The following is a 17,233-nucleotide window of genomic DNA, read 5'->3' as shown; positions in this document are numbered from 1 at the left end:
CGGCGATCACCATGCCGCGCGGCCCTTGCCGTTCCCTCGGTCCTTCCCGTTCTCTCGGTCCTTGCCGTTCTCTCGGTGCCGCCTGAGCGTCACCCCACTCCGGCCGCCAGCACCTCTCCCGTCCGCAACGCGCTCAGCCAGGCCTCGGGGCTCGCCTCGCCGTCGCCGCCCGCACCGCTGTCGCGCGGCCGCGCTCGCTCACCGCCCACGTGGGGGTAGCTGCCCAGGAAGCAGATGTCCACGGCCCGGCGTCGCAGGGCGATCATCGCGTCGCCCACGGCGGCGTCCTCGATGTGGCCGTCGACGTCGAGGAAGAAGTGGTAGCTGCCGAGGGCGGTGCCGGTCGGCCAGGACTGGATCCAGGTGAGGCCGACGCCGCGGGTGGAGAACTCGGCCAGGATGTCCACCAGGGCTCCCGCGCGGGCGCCGTCGGCGGTCACCACGAGGGACGTGCGGTCGCGGCCGGTGCGGGCCGGGGACGGGCCGGTGGCGCGTACGGAGACGAAGCGGGTGACGGCGTCCCGGCGTTCGCCGATGCCGGAGGCGAGGACGGACAGGCCGTAGCGGGCGGCGGCGATGGGCGCCGCGATCGCCGCGTCGTAACGGGTGTGCGGCAGCGGGGACTCCGCGATCTCGCGGGCCGCCGCGGCGGTGGACGTCGAGAGGCAGACCTCCGCGCCGGGCATCCGCTCGGCGAGCCAGCGGTGGCACTGGCCGTGGGCGTGCGGGTGGCTGAGGACCCGCCGGACGTCCTGGATCCGCGTGCCCGGCCGCGCCATCAGCGCGAAGGTCACCGGCAGTTCGATCTCGGCGTCGAACTGGAGCCGGGCGCCGTCGGAGATCAGCTCCTCCAGCGTCGCCGGCACCACACCGCGGACCGAGTTCTCCAGGGGCACCACGGCCGCGAAGCAGTCACCCGACCGCACCGCGTCCAGGGCCGACCGCACGGTCGGAAGGGGCTCGCACACCGCTCCGGACGCCTCGGGCAGCAGACGAAGGGCCGCCTCGGTGAAGGTTCCCTCCGGTCCCAGATAGGCGTACCTCGGTTCACCGCGCATGGCTGTGCCCGCTCTCCCGCGACGCGTTCCCTGCGCCGCCAAGCCCCAGGCGGCTCTCTATCTCCGCGATGCGCAGGGTGAGTTCGTCGATCGTCCTGGACTGCGACCGCAGCAGCGCCGTCAGTTCGGGCGCGGGCTCGTTCCTGTCGCCGGAGCGGAGGATGTCCTGCTGCAGGTTGCGGATCCGGGCCGACGGTTCGAGGCCGAGGTTCTCGATCATCGCCGTACGCAGCCGCTGGTAGACCGCGAGCGCTTCGCACCGCCGGTCGGAGCGGTAGAGAGCCAGCATGTACGTGGCGTGCAGCCCCTCGTGGACCGGATGCTCCACGCACAGGCCGGAGAGTTCGCCGAGGAGTTCCCGGTGGCGGCCCAGCTGCATGTCCGCGTCGAGCCGGTGCTCCAGGACGACCAGCCGGGAGTCCTCCAGGCGCTGCGCCGCGGCCTGGAGACGGGTGCCCATCCGGACGTCCATCAGCGCCGATCCGCGCCACAGGCCGAGCGCGCTCTCGAACCGGGTGCCCGCCATGGCGTAGTCGCCCGAGGCCATGGCCTCCCGGCCGGCGGCGACCGACTTCTCGAACCGGTCGGCGTCCGAGGCGGCGTCGGGCATCTTCAGCAGGTATCCGCCCGGGACGGCCTGCAGGACCTCCTGCGGATCACGCCGCGAGTCGTCGAGCAGGTGCGCGAAGAGCTTGCGGATCTGGAAAATGTACGTGCGGACCGTGGCGGCCGCGCTGGTGCAGGGATCCTCTCCCCACAGCTCCTCGACGATCGACTCGGTGAGGACGAGCTGCCCCGCGTACAGCACGAGCAGCGCCAGGAGCGTGCGTTGTTTGGCGGCGGTCGGTTGCACCTCCTTGCCCTGGAACGAGACGACGAACGGACCAAGCAATCCGATTTCCATCGAAATTTCCCCCGTGTGTGAACCGCACGGAGCACCGGGCGGCATGAGCCGGAGCGGCCCCCTTGCCGCCCTGCCTTCCCGGTGCCCCGTGCGGGTGCTTCTTCCGGCAGCTGCCTAGGCAGCCGCCTTCTTCTGCCGGCCCACGAACCCGAAGACTACGACCGCTCCGATCAGCAGCAGCACGCCCGAGGCGATCACGCTGACCTTGGTGCCGGACTGCACCGACGACGCGCCGTTCAGGATCGAACCGAGGATGGCGACACCCACCACGGCGCCCGTCTGACGGGCCGAGTTGAGGGCGCCGGAGGCGATGCCGGACAGCTCACGCGGCACCGAACCCATCACGGACACCACGAGCGACGGCATCGCGTACGAGATGCCGAAGCCCAGCATGAGCAGCCCGAGCGAGCTCACGGCCACCGACACGGCCGAGCCGGAGGTGGTGAACGCCTGGACCAGGGTGCCGACGCCCATCAGGACGAAGCCGGCCGTGGCCGGCTTGCGCGGGCCGATCCGGGCGACCAGCCGGCCCGTGAAGATCGGGTTGAACGCGGTGGGCAGCGTCAGCGGCAGGAAGGCCAGGCCGGCGAGGAAGGCGGAGTAGCCGCGGCCCTGCTGGAAGAGCAGGGAGAGCGTGAACAGCACGCCGGACAGGGCGAAGTTGATCAGCAGACCGGCGAACAGCGCCGCCGAGAAGGTGCTGCTGCTGAACAGCTTCAGCGGCAGCATCGGCGTGTGCCGCTCGGTGGCCTCGCGCCGCTCCACCATGATGAAGAGCGCCGCCGCGACCACGAACACGACGAACGAGCCGAGCACCTCGGGCGCCGTCCAGCCGGCCGAACCACCCTGGATCAGGCCGAAGGTCAGCGCCGCGAGTGCCACGATGGCGGTCAGCTGACCGGGCAGGTCCAGGCCGCGGGCGGTGCTGCGGTTGGTCTCCTTCGCGCTCTTGGCGGTGATCGCGATGCTCACCAGCGCGATCGGGATGTTGACCAGGAAGATGGCCCGCCAGCCGATGGCGTCGGTCAGCACGCCGCCGACGAGGGGACCCGCCGCCAGGGCGACACCGGTGATCGCCGCCCAGCTGCCGAGCGCCTTCGCCCGGGCCGCCGGGTCGGCGAACGTGTTCGCCACGATGGCCAGCGAGGTGGGCAGGAGCAGGGCGCCGGAGACACCGAGCAGGGCGCGCAGCACCACCAGCAGTTCCACCGAGTTGGCCAGCGCCGAGACGCCGGAGATCAGCCCGAAGGTCCAGAGGCCGACGAGGAACACGCGCCGGCCGCCGAAGCGGTCGGAGAGGGTGCCCGCGGTGAGCAGGAACGCGGCGAAGGTGAGGGTGTAGCCGTTGGACACCCACTGGAGGGAGCTGAGACCCGCCTTGAGGCTCGTCCCGATCCCCGGGAGCGCGACGGTGACGATGGTGGTGTCCATGAGGACCATGAAGTAGCCGAGGGCGAGGCCCACCAGGAGCCCTCGGTGGGACCGGGCCGGGCTGCCGCCGGCGTCTGACGAGCCGGGCGCACCTGCCGGTGTGCTCGGCCGGGTGGCCGTTGCCATGTGTAACTCCCGCGAATCGCGCATCTGATCATCAATCAAGAGAAAAGCCGTCCATACGGGACGACTTCGATTACTGAGCCTGGCCTATTCCTGCCGTTGAGGGAAGCGGGCAGTTACGATGCGTGGTATCGGGCAGGCCGATGCATCGGAACGGGGGGAGCACGGCCGCATGGAGATTCGCCATTTGAGATCATTCCGGGCCGTCGCGCAAAGCTTGAGTTTCACGAAAGCGGCGGCGGAACTTCACTACGCACAGTCCAGCGTCACGGAGCAGATCAAGGCGCTGGAAACGGAGTTGGGCACCCAGCTCTTCGAGCGGTCGAACCGCAAACTGCGCCTGACCAGCGCCGGCGTCCGGCTCCGCGAGTACGCGGACCAGGTGCTGCTGCTGGTCGACGAGGCCGCCACGGTGGGCACCCTCGACACACAGGAACCCACCGGAGACCTGGCCATCGGCGGCCTGGAGACCTTCTGCACCCACACGATCCCGCCGATCCTCGCCGAGTACCGCGCGCTGTACGACAAGGTGAACGTCACCGTGGGCGTGGGGAACCGGCGAGAACTGTACGACTCGGTGCGCCGGGGCGACCTCGACGTCTGCTTCACCTTCGAGGCGCCGCCCAAGGACGACGAGTACGCGAGCAAGGCGCTGTTCGAGGAGAGGCTCCTCGTCACCGCACCGGTGGGCCACCGGCTCAGCAAGCAGGAGCGCGTCTACGCGGCCGATCTGCGCGGAGAGCGCTTTCTGGCCACCCAGCGGGGCTGCGGCTTCCGCGAGATGCTCGACAAGGCCATCGCGGAGCTGGGCCCGGACAGCCTGAAGCTGGAGGCGGAGGTCTCCGGCATCGCTCCGCTGCGCGCCTGTGTGGCCGCGGGGATGGGGCTCGCGCTGCTGCCCGAGATGGCGGTCCGCTGCGAGGTCGAGCGCGGGGAGCTGCTGGCGTTCCCGCTCCAGGACGCGGACTTCCGGGTCCCGGCCACCATGACCTGGCGCCGCCGCCGGGAGGGCATACCCGCCCTCGACCGGTTCCTCGGGCTCGCCGAGAAGACGATTGCCGCGCGCATTTAGCGAAAGACGACCTCGTGTTCCACCGTTTGTCTCCTGGAATTCGCCAGGATGGTGAACAAGGGGCCGAGGTATTTGCGGAAAAGGACGAACGAGTCCGGTTTTCCGGGAACGCGAAGCCGCCGCCGGCGCGGATCCGGAACGGGTCCGCGCCGGCGGCTCGCCGTCAGCCCCGCAGGGCGCCGGCCGGGGTGAGCTGCCGCAGCACGGCGGCGACGACCGCCGGCAGGTGCTCGTTCAGATAGAAGTGCCCGCCGGGGAAGACCTTCAGGTCGAAGGAGCCGGTCGTGTGCCGCTCCCAGACGCCGGTCTCCGCGAGCGTGGCCTTCGGGTCGCCCTCACCCGCGAAGGCGACCACCGGGCAGGTCACGTCGGTCCCCGGCGCGTAACGGTAGGTCTCGGCGGCCCGGTAGTCGCCGCGGACCACCGGCAGGACCATCCGCAGGATCTCCTCGTCGTCCAGGACGTCGGCGCCCGTGCCGCCGAGAGCCCGTATCTCCTGTTCCAGACCCGCGTCCGTGGCCAGGTGGAACCGCTCGTCCCGGTGCGCGGACGGACCGCGCCGCGCGGAGACGAAGAGCGCCGACGGGGTGACGCCCCGGCGTTCGAGGCGCCTCGCCACCTCGAAGGCGACGGTCGCGCCCATGCTGTGCCCGAACAGCGCCAGCGGCTTCTCCCCGCCCCAGGGCAGCAGCGCCTCCGCGATCTCGTCGGCCAGCTCCCCGATGTCCGCCACGGGCTTCTCCGCGTACCGGTCCTGACGGCCCGGGTACTGGACCGCGAGGAGTTCGGCCGTCGGGAACACCCGGGCGGACATGGCGTGGTAGTAGCCGGCCGAGCCCCCGGCGTACGGGAAGCACACCAGTCGGGCGGCCGCGTCGGGCGCCGGGTGGAACCGCTTGATCCAGGACGGTCCTGGTGTCTCCTGCATGGCTAGAACTCCCGGAGCATTCGTAGGGGGTTTTCCACCCGGTCGGCGACGTACCGGAGGAAGCCGCCGGCCTCCGCCCCGTCGCACACCCGGTGGTCGAAGGTGAAGGAGAGCTGGACGGTCTTGCGGACGGCCAGCGCCCCCTCGTGCACCCACGGCTTGTCGGCGATCCGTCCCACCCCGAGCATCGCGGCCTCCGGGTGGTTGAGGATCGGCGTCGAGCCGTCCACACCGAACACGCCGTAGTTGTTCAGGGTGAACGTCCCGCCCGTGACCTCGGCAGGCGTGAGCCTGCCCTCCCGGGCGGCCGCGGTCAGCCGGGCGAGTTCCCCGGCCAGCCGCGCCGTGTCCATCAGATGGGCGTCCCGGACCACGGGAACCGTCAGCCCGCGGTCGGACTGCGCGGCGAAGCCCAGGTGCACGCCCGACCACCGGACGATCTCCCCGCGCTCGGTGTCGACACTCGCGTTGAGCTGCGGATAGCGGGCCAGGCCCGCGACGCAGATCCGGGCCAGCAGGGCGAGCAGCCCGATCGGGGAGCCCCCTTCGGCCGCCAGCGCGGCACGGGCCGCCACCAGGGCGGTGGCGTCCGCCTCCACCCAGCACGTGGCGTCGGGAATCTCCCGGCGGCTGCGGGCGAACTTCGCCGCGGCGGCCGCCTGCCGGCCACGCAGCGGCACCCGTACGCCGCCCGTCCGCGCGTCCGAGCGGGCGTCCTGCTGCCGTTGCGCGCGCTGCTGTTGCGCCTGCTGCTGTCGCACGGGCCGGCGTTGTTCGTGGTGCTGCTGTTCCCGCACCTCTGCCTGTGCCTGCTCCTGCCGGCGGATCGCCGTCTCGACGTCGCAGCGCAGGACCAGGCCGCCGGGACCCGTACCGGGCACGCCGCGCAGATCCACGCCGTGCCGCCGGGCCAGCCCGCGTACCAGCGGCGAGATCACGTCACGGGGGCCGGCCCCCGCCGCCGCGCCCCCCCCGCCGGCGGCCCGGGCGGGGGGACCGGGTGCGGGCCCCGCCGGGGGCGCGCCTACCCGCCCCGCGCCCGCGGACCGGCGGGCGGGCCCGGCCGCCGACGCACCGCGGCGCCTCGGCGTCTCCCGGGTCCCGTAGCCGACCAGGACGTTGCCCGAGCCGCCCGCCGCCGCCAGGGGCGTCTCGACGGTGACCGCGATCACCGGTTGCCCGACGGCCAGGACGTCGCCCTCCCCGCCGTACAGATGGGAGACCACGCCCGCGTACGGGCAGGGGAGTTCCACGGTCGCCTTCGCCGTCTCCACCTCGACCACCGGCTGGTCGACGGCGACCAGGTCACCGTCCGCGACCAGCCACCGCACGATCTCGGCCTCGGTCAGCCCCTCGCCGAGGTCCGGCAGCACGAACTCACGCACCGACGGCATAGCGCTCACCACCGCTCGGCGTCCCGCTCCCGCTGCCACGGTGGGCGTCCGGCCACTGCAGCCGGCGGACGGCGTCGAGGATCCGGTCCACACCGGGCAGGTGGTGCCGCTCCAGAAGCGGCGCCGGATACGGGATGTCGAGGCCGGCCACCCGCAGCACGGGCGCCTCCAGGTGGTGGAAGCAGCGCTCGCTCACGCGGGCGGCGATCTCCGCCCCGGCCCCGCCGAAGCCGGAGGCCTCGTGCACCACCACGGCCCGCCCGGTGGCGCGGACCGCCGCGCACACCGTCTCGTCGTCGAACGGCACCAGGCTGCGCAGGTCGAGGACGCCCACGTCCAGGCCCTCCTCGCGCGCCGCTTCGGCCGCCTCCAGGCACACCGCCAGGCTCGGTCCGTACGTGATGAGCACGGCCGCGGTCCCGGTGCGGCGCAGGACGGCCCGCCCGATCGACGGCACCGCGGCGACCGGCTCGGCCGGCGACCAGTCCTCCTTCGACCAGTAGCAGCGCTTGGGCTCCAGGAAGACCACCGGATCGTCGGAGGCGATGGCCTGCCGGAGCAGCCCGTACGCGTCGCCCACGGTTGCCGGCGCCACCACGTGCAGCCCCGGCGTGCTCATGTAGTACGCCTCCGAGGAGTCGCTGTGGTGCTCCACGCCGCCGATCCCGCCGCCGTAGGGAACGCGGATCGTGATCGGCATCGGCAGCCGGCCCCGGGTCCGGTTGCGCATCTTCGCGACATGGCTGACCAGTTGCTCGAACGCCGGATAGGCGAAGGCGTCGAACTGCATCTCGACGACCGGGCGCAGGCCGTACATGGCCATGCCGACCGCGGTGCCGAGGATGCCCGACTCGGCCAGCGGGGTGTCCATGCACCGGTCGTCGCCGAACTCCGCCGCCAGTCCGTCGGTGATCCGGAAGACACCGCCCAGGGCGCCCACGTCCTCGCCCATGACGTGCACGGTCGGATCGTCGCGCAGGGCGTGGCGCAGCGCGGTGTTGAGCGCCTTGGCCATGGTGGTCGGCGCGCTCATCGCTCCCACCCCCCGGCCCTCGGCTCCGCTCCGGATTCCGCCGCCAGCTCGGCTTCGAGCATGCTCCGTTGCTCGCACAACTGCGGTGTGCGCTGCGCGAAGACGTGCTCGAACATCTCCATGGGGTCGGCGTCCGGGTCCCCGGCCAGCGCGGCCCGCAGCCCGCCCGCCATGGCTTCGGCGGCGGCACGGGCCTGGTCTTCGGCGTCCTCGTCGAGCAGACCGGCCGCCCGCATGTGGTCCTCCAGGCGGACGACGGGGTCGTACGCCCGCCACCGCTCCACCTCGTCGTCCGTCCGGTAGCGGCCGGCGTCGTCGGCGTTGGTGTGCGCGTCGAGCCGGTAGGTCAGCGCCTCGACGAGCGTCGGCCCGCCGCCGGCGCGGGCCTTCTCGACGGCCGCCGACAGCACGCCGTGGACGGCGATCACGTCGTTGCCGTCGACCTGGACCGCGGGGACGCCGTAGCCGACGCCCTTGTGCGCGAGCGACGGAGCGGCGGTCTGCTTCGCCAGCGGCACGGAGATGGCGTAGCCGTTGTTCTGCACGAGGAAGACCACGGGCGCCCGCAGCACGCCGGCGAAGTTCAGCGCCTCGTGGAAGTCGCCCTCGCTGGTGCCGCCGTCGCCGGTCAGGGCCAGCGCCACCACGCCGTCACCGGCGAGCCGGGCCGCGTGAGCCAGGCCCACCGCGTGCGGGAGGTGCGTCGCGAGCGGGGTGCACAGCGGGGCGACCCGGTGCTCCGTGGGGTCGTAACCGGTGTGCCACTCCCCGCGCAGCAGGGTGAGCGTCCGCACCGGATCGACACCGCGGGCCACCACCGCGAGGGTGTCGCGATAGGTGGGGAAGAGCCAGTCCCGCGGCCGCAGCGCCAGGGCGGCGGCCACCTGGCACGCCTCCTGGCCCCGGCTGGACGGGTAGACGGCGAGGCGGCCCTGCCGGGTCAGCGCCGTCGCCTGCTCGTTGAACCGGCGGCCGATCACCAGCTGCCGGTGCAGCTCACGCAGCAGGGCGGGGTCCGCGTCGTCCGCCGCGGGCGTGCCCAGCACGCGTACCGGAGCACGCCCGGGCAGCAGCGGGGCCGGATCCCGTCCGGGCGGCCAGGGCGGCCCCGCCGCCGTGCGCTCGGCGGTCTGCTGGACGGTCATGAGGGGACGACCTCGGCAAGGTGCAGCACGTCGAAGTCGAAGCGCACGATCTGCCCTTCGAGTCCTCCGGTCAGCGCGGCGAACCAGACGGCGGGCCGGACGTCGGTGTGCCGGCGCTCGAGGACGACCTCGGGATCGGACGTGCTGACCTTCACATAGCCGTCCAGGTCCTCCTGGTCCATCCCGGCGATCCTGGCGGTGCGCAGGATCGGCTCGAACTCGGGGATGTCGAGTATGTAGATGGCGGGCATCAGCTGTTCTCCCTTCCCGCGTGAGTACGGACGATCTCCGCCTTGCGCCGCCACATGTCCTGCACCGTGACGTCGGGCTTGCCCACCACGTCACCCAGCGCCATGAGCGTCAGCTCGGCGTCCCGCGCGTCGACCTCGCCGAAGGGGCGGAGCGGCCGGGCGATCTCCAGCTGGATGCCGTTCGGGTCGTCGAAGTAGATCGACTCGAGGAGTTCGTGCTTCATCGGGTGGGTGACCCGCACCCCGTGCGACTTGATCTTCTCGCGCCAGGCGAGCATCTCCTCCTCGGTGTCCACGTGGAAGGCCAGGTGCCGGGACCGGTGCATGAGGTCACCGGGCGGCTCCTCCTCGGGAAGGCCGAAGAAGTAGAAGAACGCCAGGTAGTTGCCCTTGCCCAGCTCGAAGAAGAAGTGGACGAAGTCCGGGAACTCCTCCTTGAGCCAGCCCGTCGCGGTGATGGCGTGGACCAACGGCAGGTCGAGGACCTTGGTGTAGAAGTCGCACGTCGCCGCGGGATCCCAGGTGACGAGGGCGATGTGGTCGACACCGCCCAGGCGCAGCCCCCCACCGGGGTGCAGTTCGGTCATGACTTCTCCTCTGTCGCAAGTCGTTCAGGTCGTTCACGGTGTTCGCGGTGTTCGCGCTGTTCGCGTTCCTCGCGTCGTTCGCGTTCTTCGCGGGTCGCGAGCCGTTCGCGGATGGCCTTCTTGTCGACCTTGCCGACCGGGGTCAGCGGCAGGTCGGTGAGGACCTCGAGCTGTTCGGGGAGCTTGTAGTGCGCCACGCCGTGCCCCGCGAAGCGCTGCCGCACCTCGCCCAAGGAGGGTGTCTCCACGCCGTGCCGGGGCACCACGACCAGGCAGACCCGCTCGCCGAACCGGCCGTCGGGCACCGGAACCGCGACCACGCGGTCGATCCCGAGGAGCAGCCGCGTGAGGTTCTCCACCTCTTCGGCGGAGACCTTCTCGCCGCCCCGGTTGATCAGTTCCTTGCGCCGGCCCTCGACGGTCAGGTTGCCGCCGGGGTGCAGCCGCACGAGGTCCCCGGTGCGGAACCAGCCGTCCCGGGTGAAGGCCCGGGCGTTGTGCTCGTCCGCCCGGTAGTAGCCGCGCGGGGTGTACGGGCCGCGCGTCAGCAGCTCTCCCACCTCGCCGGGCGGTACGGGACGGTCCTCCTCGTCCACGATCAGGAGTTCGTCGTCGGGGCTGACCGGCCGGCCCTGGGTGCCCAGGACCAGCTCGTCCGGGTCGTCCGGGCGGGTGCAGCAGAGCAGGCCCTCGGCCATCCCGTAGAGCTGCTGCAGCTGTCCGCCGAGCCCCTCGCGCACCCGCCGGGCGAGCTCCGGGTCCACCACCGAACCGCCGATGGTCACCAGGCGCAGGCTGGTGAGGTCGTACGGGCGGCTCGCCGCCTCCGCCACCCACTGCTGGGCGACGGCCGGCACGACCGCCACGTCGGTGACGCCCTCCGCCTCGACCGCGCCCAGCGCGGTGCGCGGCTGCGGGGACGGCACCAGGACGACCGTGCCGCCGCCGTACAGGGTGCCGAGGATGCCCGGGCAGCCGAGCACGGCGTTGTGGCCGACCGGCAGCGCCGCCAGGAACACCGTCGACCCGTCGAAGCCCGAGACCTCCGCGCTGCGCCGGATGTTGTACGCGTAGTCGTTGTGCGTCCGGGCGATCAGCTTCGGCAGCCCCGTCGTCCCGCCGGACAGCAGGAACAGGGCGACGTCGTCGGGGTGCGGCTGGTCGGCGTCGAGCGCGCGGCCGCGCTCCGCGGTGTCGGGCCCGGGCGCCAGGAGCAGCGCCAGGTCCAGGTGCGCGGGGTCGGACGGGACGCCCTTGACGAGCACCCCGCACTCCCACGGCACGGCCGCGGCCAGGCGCGCGGCCAGCTCCTGGTGGTCGAAGTCCCGCCAGCGGTCCGGTACGACGAGCAGCTTCGCCCCGGCGTGCCGGAGCAGGTAGTCGAGCTCGTGCTCGCGGTGCGCGGTCAGGGCCAGGACCGGTACGACGCCGGACCGGAAGCAGGCCAGTACGAGGGCCACGAACTCCCAGGAGTTGGGCAGCTGGACCAGGATCCGGTCGCCCCGGCCGAGGCCCCGCTCGCGCAGCGCCACGGCCAGCGCGTCGGCGTGCGCGGCGAGTTCGCGATACGTGAGCCGGAGCTCGCCGTCCACCAGCGCGGTCCGGTCCCCGTACTCCTGCGCCCACTGCCCCGGCCAGTGGCCGAGCGCCCGGTCGGCCCAGTGGCCCGCGGCCCGGTAGCGAGCCGCGAACTCGGCGGGCCACGGCACGGTTCCGGGCTGCGGGGCGGTTGCGGGGTGCGGCGCCGTTGCGGGACGGGGCGCCGCTTCGGGCTGCGGGGCCGGTCCGGCCTCCGCCGCCGTTCCATGCTCCGGTGCCGGTGCCGGCCGGGCGGCACTGTGGGGGCCGGGGCCGCCGGACGTGCCGGCGGCCCCTTCCGTCACGGCGGTCATGCGCCGGCCACCGCCTGCGCCGGTATGCCGGCCGCGGCGGCCTCGTCGCCCTCGGCGGCGGAGTCGGCCGGGGCGAGGCACTCGACCAGGTACTCGGCGATCGCGAGGACCGTGGGCCGGTTCCACAGCAGGGTCGCGGGCAGGCTCAGCCGGAACAGGCGCTCCAGGCGGCGGCGCACGGCCACCGTCATCACCGAGTCGAGGCCCATCTCCAGCAGCGGGCGCTGCAGGTCGAGCTCCTCGGGGGCCAGCTTGATCTCACCGGCCACCTGCACGCGCACCTCGTCGACGAGCAGCGCGAGCAGCTCCTCGGGCGCGTACTGCGTCCAGTCCTGGCCCTCGGCCGCGTCGCCCTCGGAACCGTCCTCCACGGCCGCGAGTTCCCGCGTCAGCGGGATCCGGCGCGGACCGCCGTCCATGGCGATCTGCCGGAACACGGCGTAGTGGGAGGCCCCGAAGCGCTCGGCGTACTCCCAGGCCCGCAGGGCCTCGGTGGCCGAGATCTCGGCCTGCCCGAACGCGGCGAGCTCGGCGGAGATGAAGTCGGACGAGGCCGACATGCCCAGGCCGCGCCAGGACGTCCAGCCGAAGCTGACCGTGTCGTCGTGGCCGGCGGCCCGCCGGTGCCGGGCCAGCGAGTCCAGGAAGGCGTTGGCCGATCCGTACGAGGCCTGGCCGGGGAACTGGAAGAGGTAGCCGCAGGAGGAGAACAGGACCATGAAGTCGACGCTGCCCGCGGGGAAGAGCTCGTCGAGCGCCAGCGCGCCGTCCACCTTCGGCCGCAGGACCTTGCCGAGCGAGTCCTCGTCGAGGTCCACCACCATCTGGCCGTCGACGACACCGGCCGCGTGCACCACGCCCCGGATCGGCGGCAGTCCGAGCTCGGTCGAGCTGAGCACCTTCCGCGCCTGCTCCACGTCGGAGATGTCGAGGGACACGACCGCCACCGTGACGCCGAGGCCCTCCAGGGCCCGTACGGCCTCGATCTGGCCGCGGACCGTCGGGTCCTGCTGGGCGTCCCACTCCGAACGCTCCGGGAACGGGCGCCGTCCGGCCAGCACCAGGCGGCGGGCGCCCCGGCCGGCCAGCCAGCGCGCCACCTCCAGGCCCAGCGCGCCGAGGCCGCCGGTGACCAGGTACGTGCCCTCCGGCCGGCACTCGACGGGGGCGCGCTCCGGCTTGCCGTCCACGGCCAGCAGGACCGAGCTCGCCGGCAGGCCGTCGCGGATCGCGATCACGTCCGCCTCGGGACGGGTGCGCAGCACCTCGACGAGCGGACCGAACGCCTCCGGCGCGGCCGGGTCGAGGTCGACGATGCCGCCCCACAGGTCGGGGTGCTCGGCCGCGACGATCCGGCCGAGGCCCCAGGCGGGGGACTGGGCCAGGGCCGCGCGGTCCGCGCTCTCCCGGACACCGGTCGTGACGGACCAGATCCGCGGGCGTCCCGCCGCGACGGCGACGATCCGCTGCACCGCGCGCCCGAGGCTCCAGGCCGTGTCGTGGGCGGCCCGCGCCACGGCGTCCTCGCCGGCCGGCGCCGCCGGGGCCACCAGGACCGCGGTGGTGTCGGTGAGCCGTCCGCCCAGGGCGTCGAGCCCGTCCGGACCGGTCACGGCGTGGAACTCCAGGCCGGCCCGCGCGCACTCCTCGGCGAGCGCGGCCTGCGCCGCCGGGTTCGCGCCGACGGCCACCACCGTGTCCAGGGGGCGGGCGGCGGGCAGTTCGAGCGGACGCCAGACGATCTCGTGGACCAGCTGGCGGGGCGAGGCGGTGGCGCTCGGGTCGCCGGTCAGGACGGTGAGGCGGATCCCGGTGACGTTCGCGATGACGTTGCCGTCCATGTCGGCGACGACCACGTCGAGGGTGTCGGCACCGTCCGCGGCCTCGCTCGCCGTGACCTGGACGTTGGCCCGCTGCGGCGGCTCGCCGATCAGCGCGAGGCGCGCGATGTGCGAGGGCATCCGCAGGATCGGCTCGCCGAGGAAGAGCACCGAGGTGATCGTCATGGCGCCGTCGAGCAGCGAGGCCCACGTCGCCGTGCCCTCCTCGCCGGTGTCGATCACGGCGAACAGCTCGTGCGGGCCGCCGCGCCGCAGTTCCTTGATCTCCCACGGGAAGCCCATACCGGCGACACCGATCTGGGCCACCCGCTCCAGGACGTAGTCCGTGCTCACCTCCTCGGCGCAGCGGGTCCGTGCCGCTTCGAGGTCGAAGCGGTCGTCCAGGACGCCGCCGGCCGGGTCGATCGAGGCCGTGGTGTGGGTGAGCCACGACTCCTCGGTCTCCTGCGTGCCCTCCTCGTTGATGCGCGAGGAAAGACGCAGGGTCGAGTCCTGGTAGGAGATCTGGATGTCACGCGGGACGGTGACGGCGACGGGCACCTTCAGGCCCACGTCGACCAGTGCCGGGCGCCGGCCGTCGTGCGCGGTCACGCCGGCCTGTGCCAGCGCCTCCAGGAAGGTGTTCATCAGCACCGCGGCCGGGATGATCTCCACGTTGTGCACCGGGTGGTGGCCCGGGTACGGGCGGCTCTCCTCGTCGAGGTAGGTCTGCCACAGCCACAGCGGCGTGCTGCCGGCGATTCTGGTCGCGCCGCCGAGCAGGGTGTTGACCTTCGGGTCGTGCTGCAGCACCCGCCGGCCGCCGCCGGGCTGCGTGTCCTTCCAGTACGTCTGGTGCTGCCAGGCCACGGACGGCAGTTCGGCGAGCTCCGCGCCCGTGAACAGGGCGTCGAGGTCGGCGGTCACACCGGCGCAGTGCAGGGCGGCCAGGTTGGCGAGCAGCGTGACGCGGTCCGGCGTGTTGCGGCGCAGCGTCCCGGTCACGGTGGCGTCGTCGACGCCGAGCTCGCCGAGGGTCTCGTTGACCGAGTGGGAGACGATCGGGTGGCTCGACACCTCCAGGAAGTGCCGGTGCCCGTCCTCGACGGCCGCGGCCACGGCCTGGGAGAAGCGCACCGGGTTGCGCAGGTTGCCGGGCCAGTACGAGGCGCCGAGGTCGACCTCGGCCCGCGGGTCGTCGAGCGAGGTGGAGTAGAAGGCGATCTCGGGCCGGCCGCCGGTCAGGTCGTGCATCACCGAGGGCAGTTCGGCCGCGAAGGGGTCCATCTCCGAGGAGTGGAAGGCGATGTCGGCCTGGACCCGGCGGACGACGAGGTCCTGCTCGGACTCCCACTGCCGCACGGTCTCCTCGACGGCGGCGACGCTGCCGGCGATCACCGTGGAGATCGGCGAGGCGGAGATGGCGGCCGTGACACCGGACTTCCCGGCGAGGCGCGCGGCGACCTCGTCGAAGGGGAGGTTGACGAGGGCCATCGCGCCCTTGCCGGCGGCCGGACGCATCATCAGGGCCCGGCGGCAGACCAGGCGGGCGCCGTCGAGCAGGGGCATGCCGCCCGCCGTGACGGCCGCCGCCAGCTCGCCGATGGAGTGGCCGATGACGGCGGCGGGCCGCACCCCGAGGGAGCGCCACACCGCGGCGAGGCCGACCTGGACGGCGTACGTCACCGGCTGGACGACCTCCGGGCCCTCCAGGGTGTCGCCCTCCAGGATCGCGCGGGCGGTGAAGCCGAGCTCCTCCTGGTAGACCGGCCCGAGTTCGTCGATGACCCGCGCGAAGGCGGGCTCCGCCGCGAGCAGGTCGCGGCCCATGCCGATCCACTGGGCGCCCTGCCCGGCGAAGATCCACACCGCGTCCTTCGGCGTCGCCTCGGCGGTGCCAGCGGTCACGCCCGCGATCTCCTCGCCCGCGGCGAGCGAGCGCAGCGCGGCGACGAGTCCGGCACGGTCCTCGGCCACCACCGCGCCGCGGTGGGTCAGATGGGTGCGGCGGGCGGCCAGCGTGTGGCCGACGGCGTCCAGGGAGACCTCGTCGCCCGCCTCCTCGAGCCAGTCGGCGAGGCGCGAGGCGTTGGCGTCGAGGCCCTTCTTGGAGGCACCGGAGACCGGGAACAGCCACGGCGCCCGACGGCCGCCGCCGTCCTTCGCCTCCGAGCGCGCCGATCCGGCCGGGGCCTCGGCGGGCTCCTCCAGGATGACGTGGCCGATCGTGCCGCCGAAGCCGTAACCGGAGACTCCGGCGCGGCGCGGCTCGCCCGAGGCGGGCCAGCTGGTGGGCTCGGTGACCACCTTCAGGCCGTTGGTGTCCCACGGGATGGCCGGGTTCAGCTCGGCGCAGTTCAGGCTCGGCGGGATCTCGCCGTGCTGGAGCGCCAGGACGGCCTTGATGACGCCGGCGACGCCCGCGCCCGCCTCCAGGTGGCCGATGTTGGTCTTGACGGAGCCGATCAGCAGCGGCTCGCCGTCGGGCCGCTCGCTGCTGAGGACCTCGGCCAGGGCGCCGGCCTCGATGGGGTCGCCGACGTTGGTGCCGGTGCCGTGCGCCTCGACGTAACCGATCGAACCCGGGGCGATCCCGGCGGTCTTGTAGGTGTGCCGCAGCAGGTCGGCCTGCGCCTCCCGGCTGGGCTGCATGATCCCGTTGGTGCGGCCGTCCTGCATGATGCCGGTGCCGCGGACCACGGCGAGGACGCGGTCGCCGTCGGCGACGGCGTCCGAGAGGCGCTTGAGCACGAGCGCGCCGGCGCCCTCGCCGCGGCCGTATCCGTCCGCGTCCGCGGCGAAGGACTTCGAGCGCCCGTCGGGGGAGCAGGCACCCGCGATGTCCATGATCATCGTGACGGCCGGGTGCACCATCGCGTTGACGCCGCCGGCGATGGCCAGCGAGGTCTCGCCCGTGGCGAGCGCCTGGCAGGCGAGGTGCAGCGCCACCAGGGAGGCGGAGCACGCCGTGTCCACCGCCATGCTGGGACCGCGCAGGTCCAGGTGGTACGAGATCCGGTTGGCCGCGGCGCAGTGGACCGCGCCGATGCCGGTCCACGCCTCGATCCGCGGCAGGTCCTCCATCAGCCGCCGGCCGTAGTCCTCGGTGCCGATGCCCACGTACACGCCCGTGTCGCCACCGGCGAGCAGGTGCGGCGGGATGCCGGCGTGTTCGAGGGCCTCCCACGCCACCTCGAGCATGAGGCGGTGCTGCGGGTCCATCTGCTCGGCCTCGCGGGGCAGGATCCCGAAGAAGCCGGCGTCGAATCCCGCCACGTCGTCGAGGAACGCGCCCACCCGGGTCGTGTTCCGCAGCGCCGCGGCGTTCTCGGCGCTCGCCTCGACGTACTTGGCCCAGCGCTCCTCGGGGATCTCCGAGACGCCGTCCCGGCCCTCGATGAGCATGTTCCAGAATTCCTCGGGCGAGTGGGCGCCACCGGCGAAGCGGCATCCCATGCCGATGATCGCGATGGGTTCGGTCCTGCCGCCTTCGTCGACTGACAGTGCCTTGGTCTCGGACATGCGCAAGTCATCCTTACGGTCAAATGTGGTCATACCGAATGTCATGGGGCATCAGCGATCGGCCCAGGTCCTC

12 protein-coding genes are annotated in these 17,233 nt (G+C 73.0%); 1 reads left to right on the top strand and 11 read right to left on the bottom strand.

The genetic code is table 11. The annotated features are described in order from the left end of the window. Positions 1 to 89: 89 nt before the first annotated feature. The 3 genes from pheA to ACWEJX_RS11585 form a co-directional block, all read right to left on the bottom strand. Entirely contained in the window at positions 90 to 1,058 is a 969-nt protein-coding gene (pheA, locus tag ACWEJX_RS11595; RefSeq protein WP_451607285.1) for a prephenate dehydratase, read from the bottom strand. Beyond that, positions 1,048 to 1,962 (bottom strand): AfsR/SARP family transcriptional regulator, encoded by a 915-nt coding sequence (locus ACWEJX_RS11590; protein ID WP_451607284.1) that lies wholly within the window; start codon positions 1,960 to 1,962, stop codon positions 1,048 to 1,050. The genes pheA and ACWEJX_RS11590 overlap by 11 nt, the downstream gene beginning before the upstream one ends. A 114-nt stretch (positions 1,963 to 2,076) precedes the next feature. Beyond that, a complete protein-coding gene (locus ACWEJX_RS11585; RefSeq protein WP_451607283.1) occupies positions 2,077 to 3,519 on the bottom strand; it encodes an MFS transporter in 1,443 nt (480 codons plus the stop codon). A 118-nt stretch (positions 3,520 to 3,637) separates the two neighbouring features. On the opposite strand from ACWEJX_RS11585, the gene ACWEJX_RS11580 reads away from it, so the two are divergent. After that, on the top strand, positions 3,638 to 4,588 hold the full coding sequence (locus ACWEJX_RS11580; protein ID WP_451607282.1) for a LysR family transcriptional regulator: 951 nt from the start codon (positions 3,638 to 3,640) through the stop codon (positions 4,586 to 4,588). A 163-nt stretch (positions 4,589 to 4,751) separates the two neighbouring features. On the opposite strand, the gene ACWEJX_RS11575 is transcribed toward ACWEJX_RS11580, so the two are convergent. The 8 genes from ACWEJX_RS11575 to ACWEJX_RS11540 form a co-directional block, all read right to left on the bottom strand. Further along, entirely contained in the window at positions 4,752 to 5,516 is a 765-nt protein-coding gene (locus ACWEJX_RS11575; RefSeq protein ID WP_451607281.1) for a thioesterase II family protein, read from the bottom strand. A 2-nt stretch (positions 5,517 to 5,518) separates the two neighbouring features. Beyond that, positions 5,519 to 6,910, bottom strand: coding sequence for a dihydrolipoamide acetyltransferase family protein (locus ACWEJX_RS11570; protein WP_451607280.1), 1,392 nt, complete (start codon positions 6,908 to 6,910; stop codon positions 5,519 to 5,521). Further along, positions 6,894 to 7,943 (bottom strand): alpha-ketoacid dehydrogenase subunit beta, encoded by a 1,050-nt coding sequence (locus ACWEJX_RS11565; protein ID WP_451607279.1) that lies wholly within the window; start codon positions 7,941 to 7,943, stop codon positions 6,894 to 6,896. The genes ACWEJX_RS11570 and ACWEJX_RS11565 overlap by 17 nt, the downstream gene beginning before the upstream one ends. Further along, positions 7,940 to 9,088 carry a pyruvate dehydrogenase (acetyl-transferring) E1 component subunit alpha gene (gene pdhA / locus ACWEJX_RS11560; RefSeq protein ID WP_451607278.1) on the bottom strand — a complete coding sequence of 383 codons (1,149 nt, stop codon included), beginning with the start codon at positions 9,086 to 9,088 and terminating at the stop codon, positions 7,940 to 7,942. Before pdhA ends, ACWEJX_RS11565 begins: the two co-directional genes overlap by 4 nt. After that, on the bottom strand, positions 9,085 to 9,339 hold the full coding sequence (locus tag ACWEJX_RS11555; protein WP_451607277.1) for a hypothetical protein: 255 nt from the start codon (positions 9,337 to 9,339) through the stop codon (positions 9,085 to 9,087). Before ACWEJX_RS11555 ends, pdhA begins: the two co-directional genes overlap by 4 nt. After that, entirely contained in the window at positions 9,339 to 9,926 is a 588-nt protein-coding gene (locus ACWEJX_RS11550) for a VOC family protein (protein ID WP_451607276.1), read from the bottom strand. The genes ACWEJX_RS11555 and ACWEJX_RS11550 overlap by 1 nt, the downstream gene beginning before the upstream one ends. Further along, a complete protein-coding gene (locus tag ACWEJX_RS11545) occupies positions 9,923 to 11,635 on the bottom strand; it encodes a (2,3-dihydroxybenzoyl)adenylate synthase (RefSeq protein WP_451607275.1) in 1,713 nt (570 codons plus the stop codon). The genes ACWEJX_RS11550 and ACWEJX_RS11545 overlap by 4 nt, the downstream gene beginning before the upstream one ends. A 179-nt stretch (positions 11,636 to 11,814) precedes the next feature. After that, entirely contained in the window at positions 11,815 to 17,160 is a 5,346-nt protein-coding gene (locus ACWEJX_RS11540; RefSeq protein ID WP_451607274.1) for a type I polyketide synthase, read from the bottom strand. Positions 17,161 to 17,233: the final 73 nt, after the last annotated feature.

The organism is Streptomyces sp. NPDC004788 (genome assembly GCF_053601115.1).
This window is presented reverse-complemented; position numbering and strand designations above follow the sequence as displayed.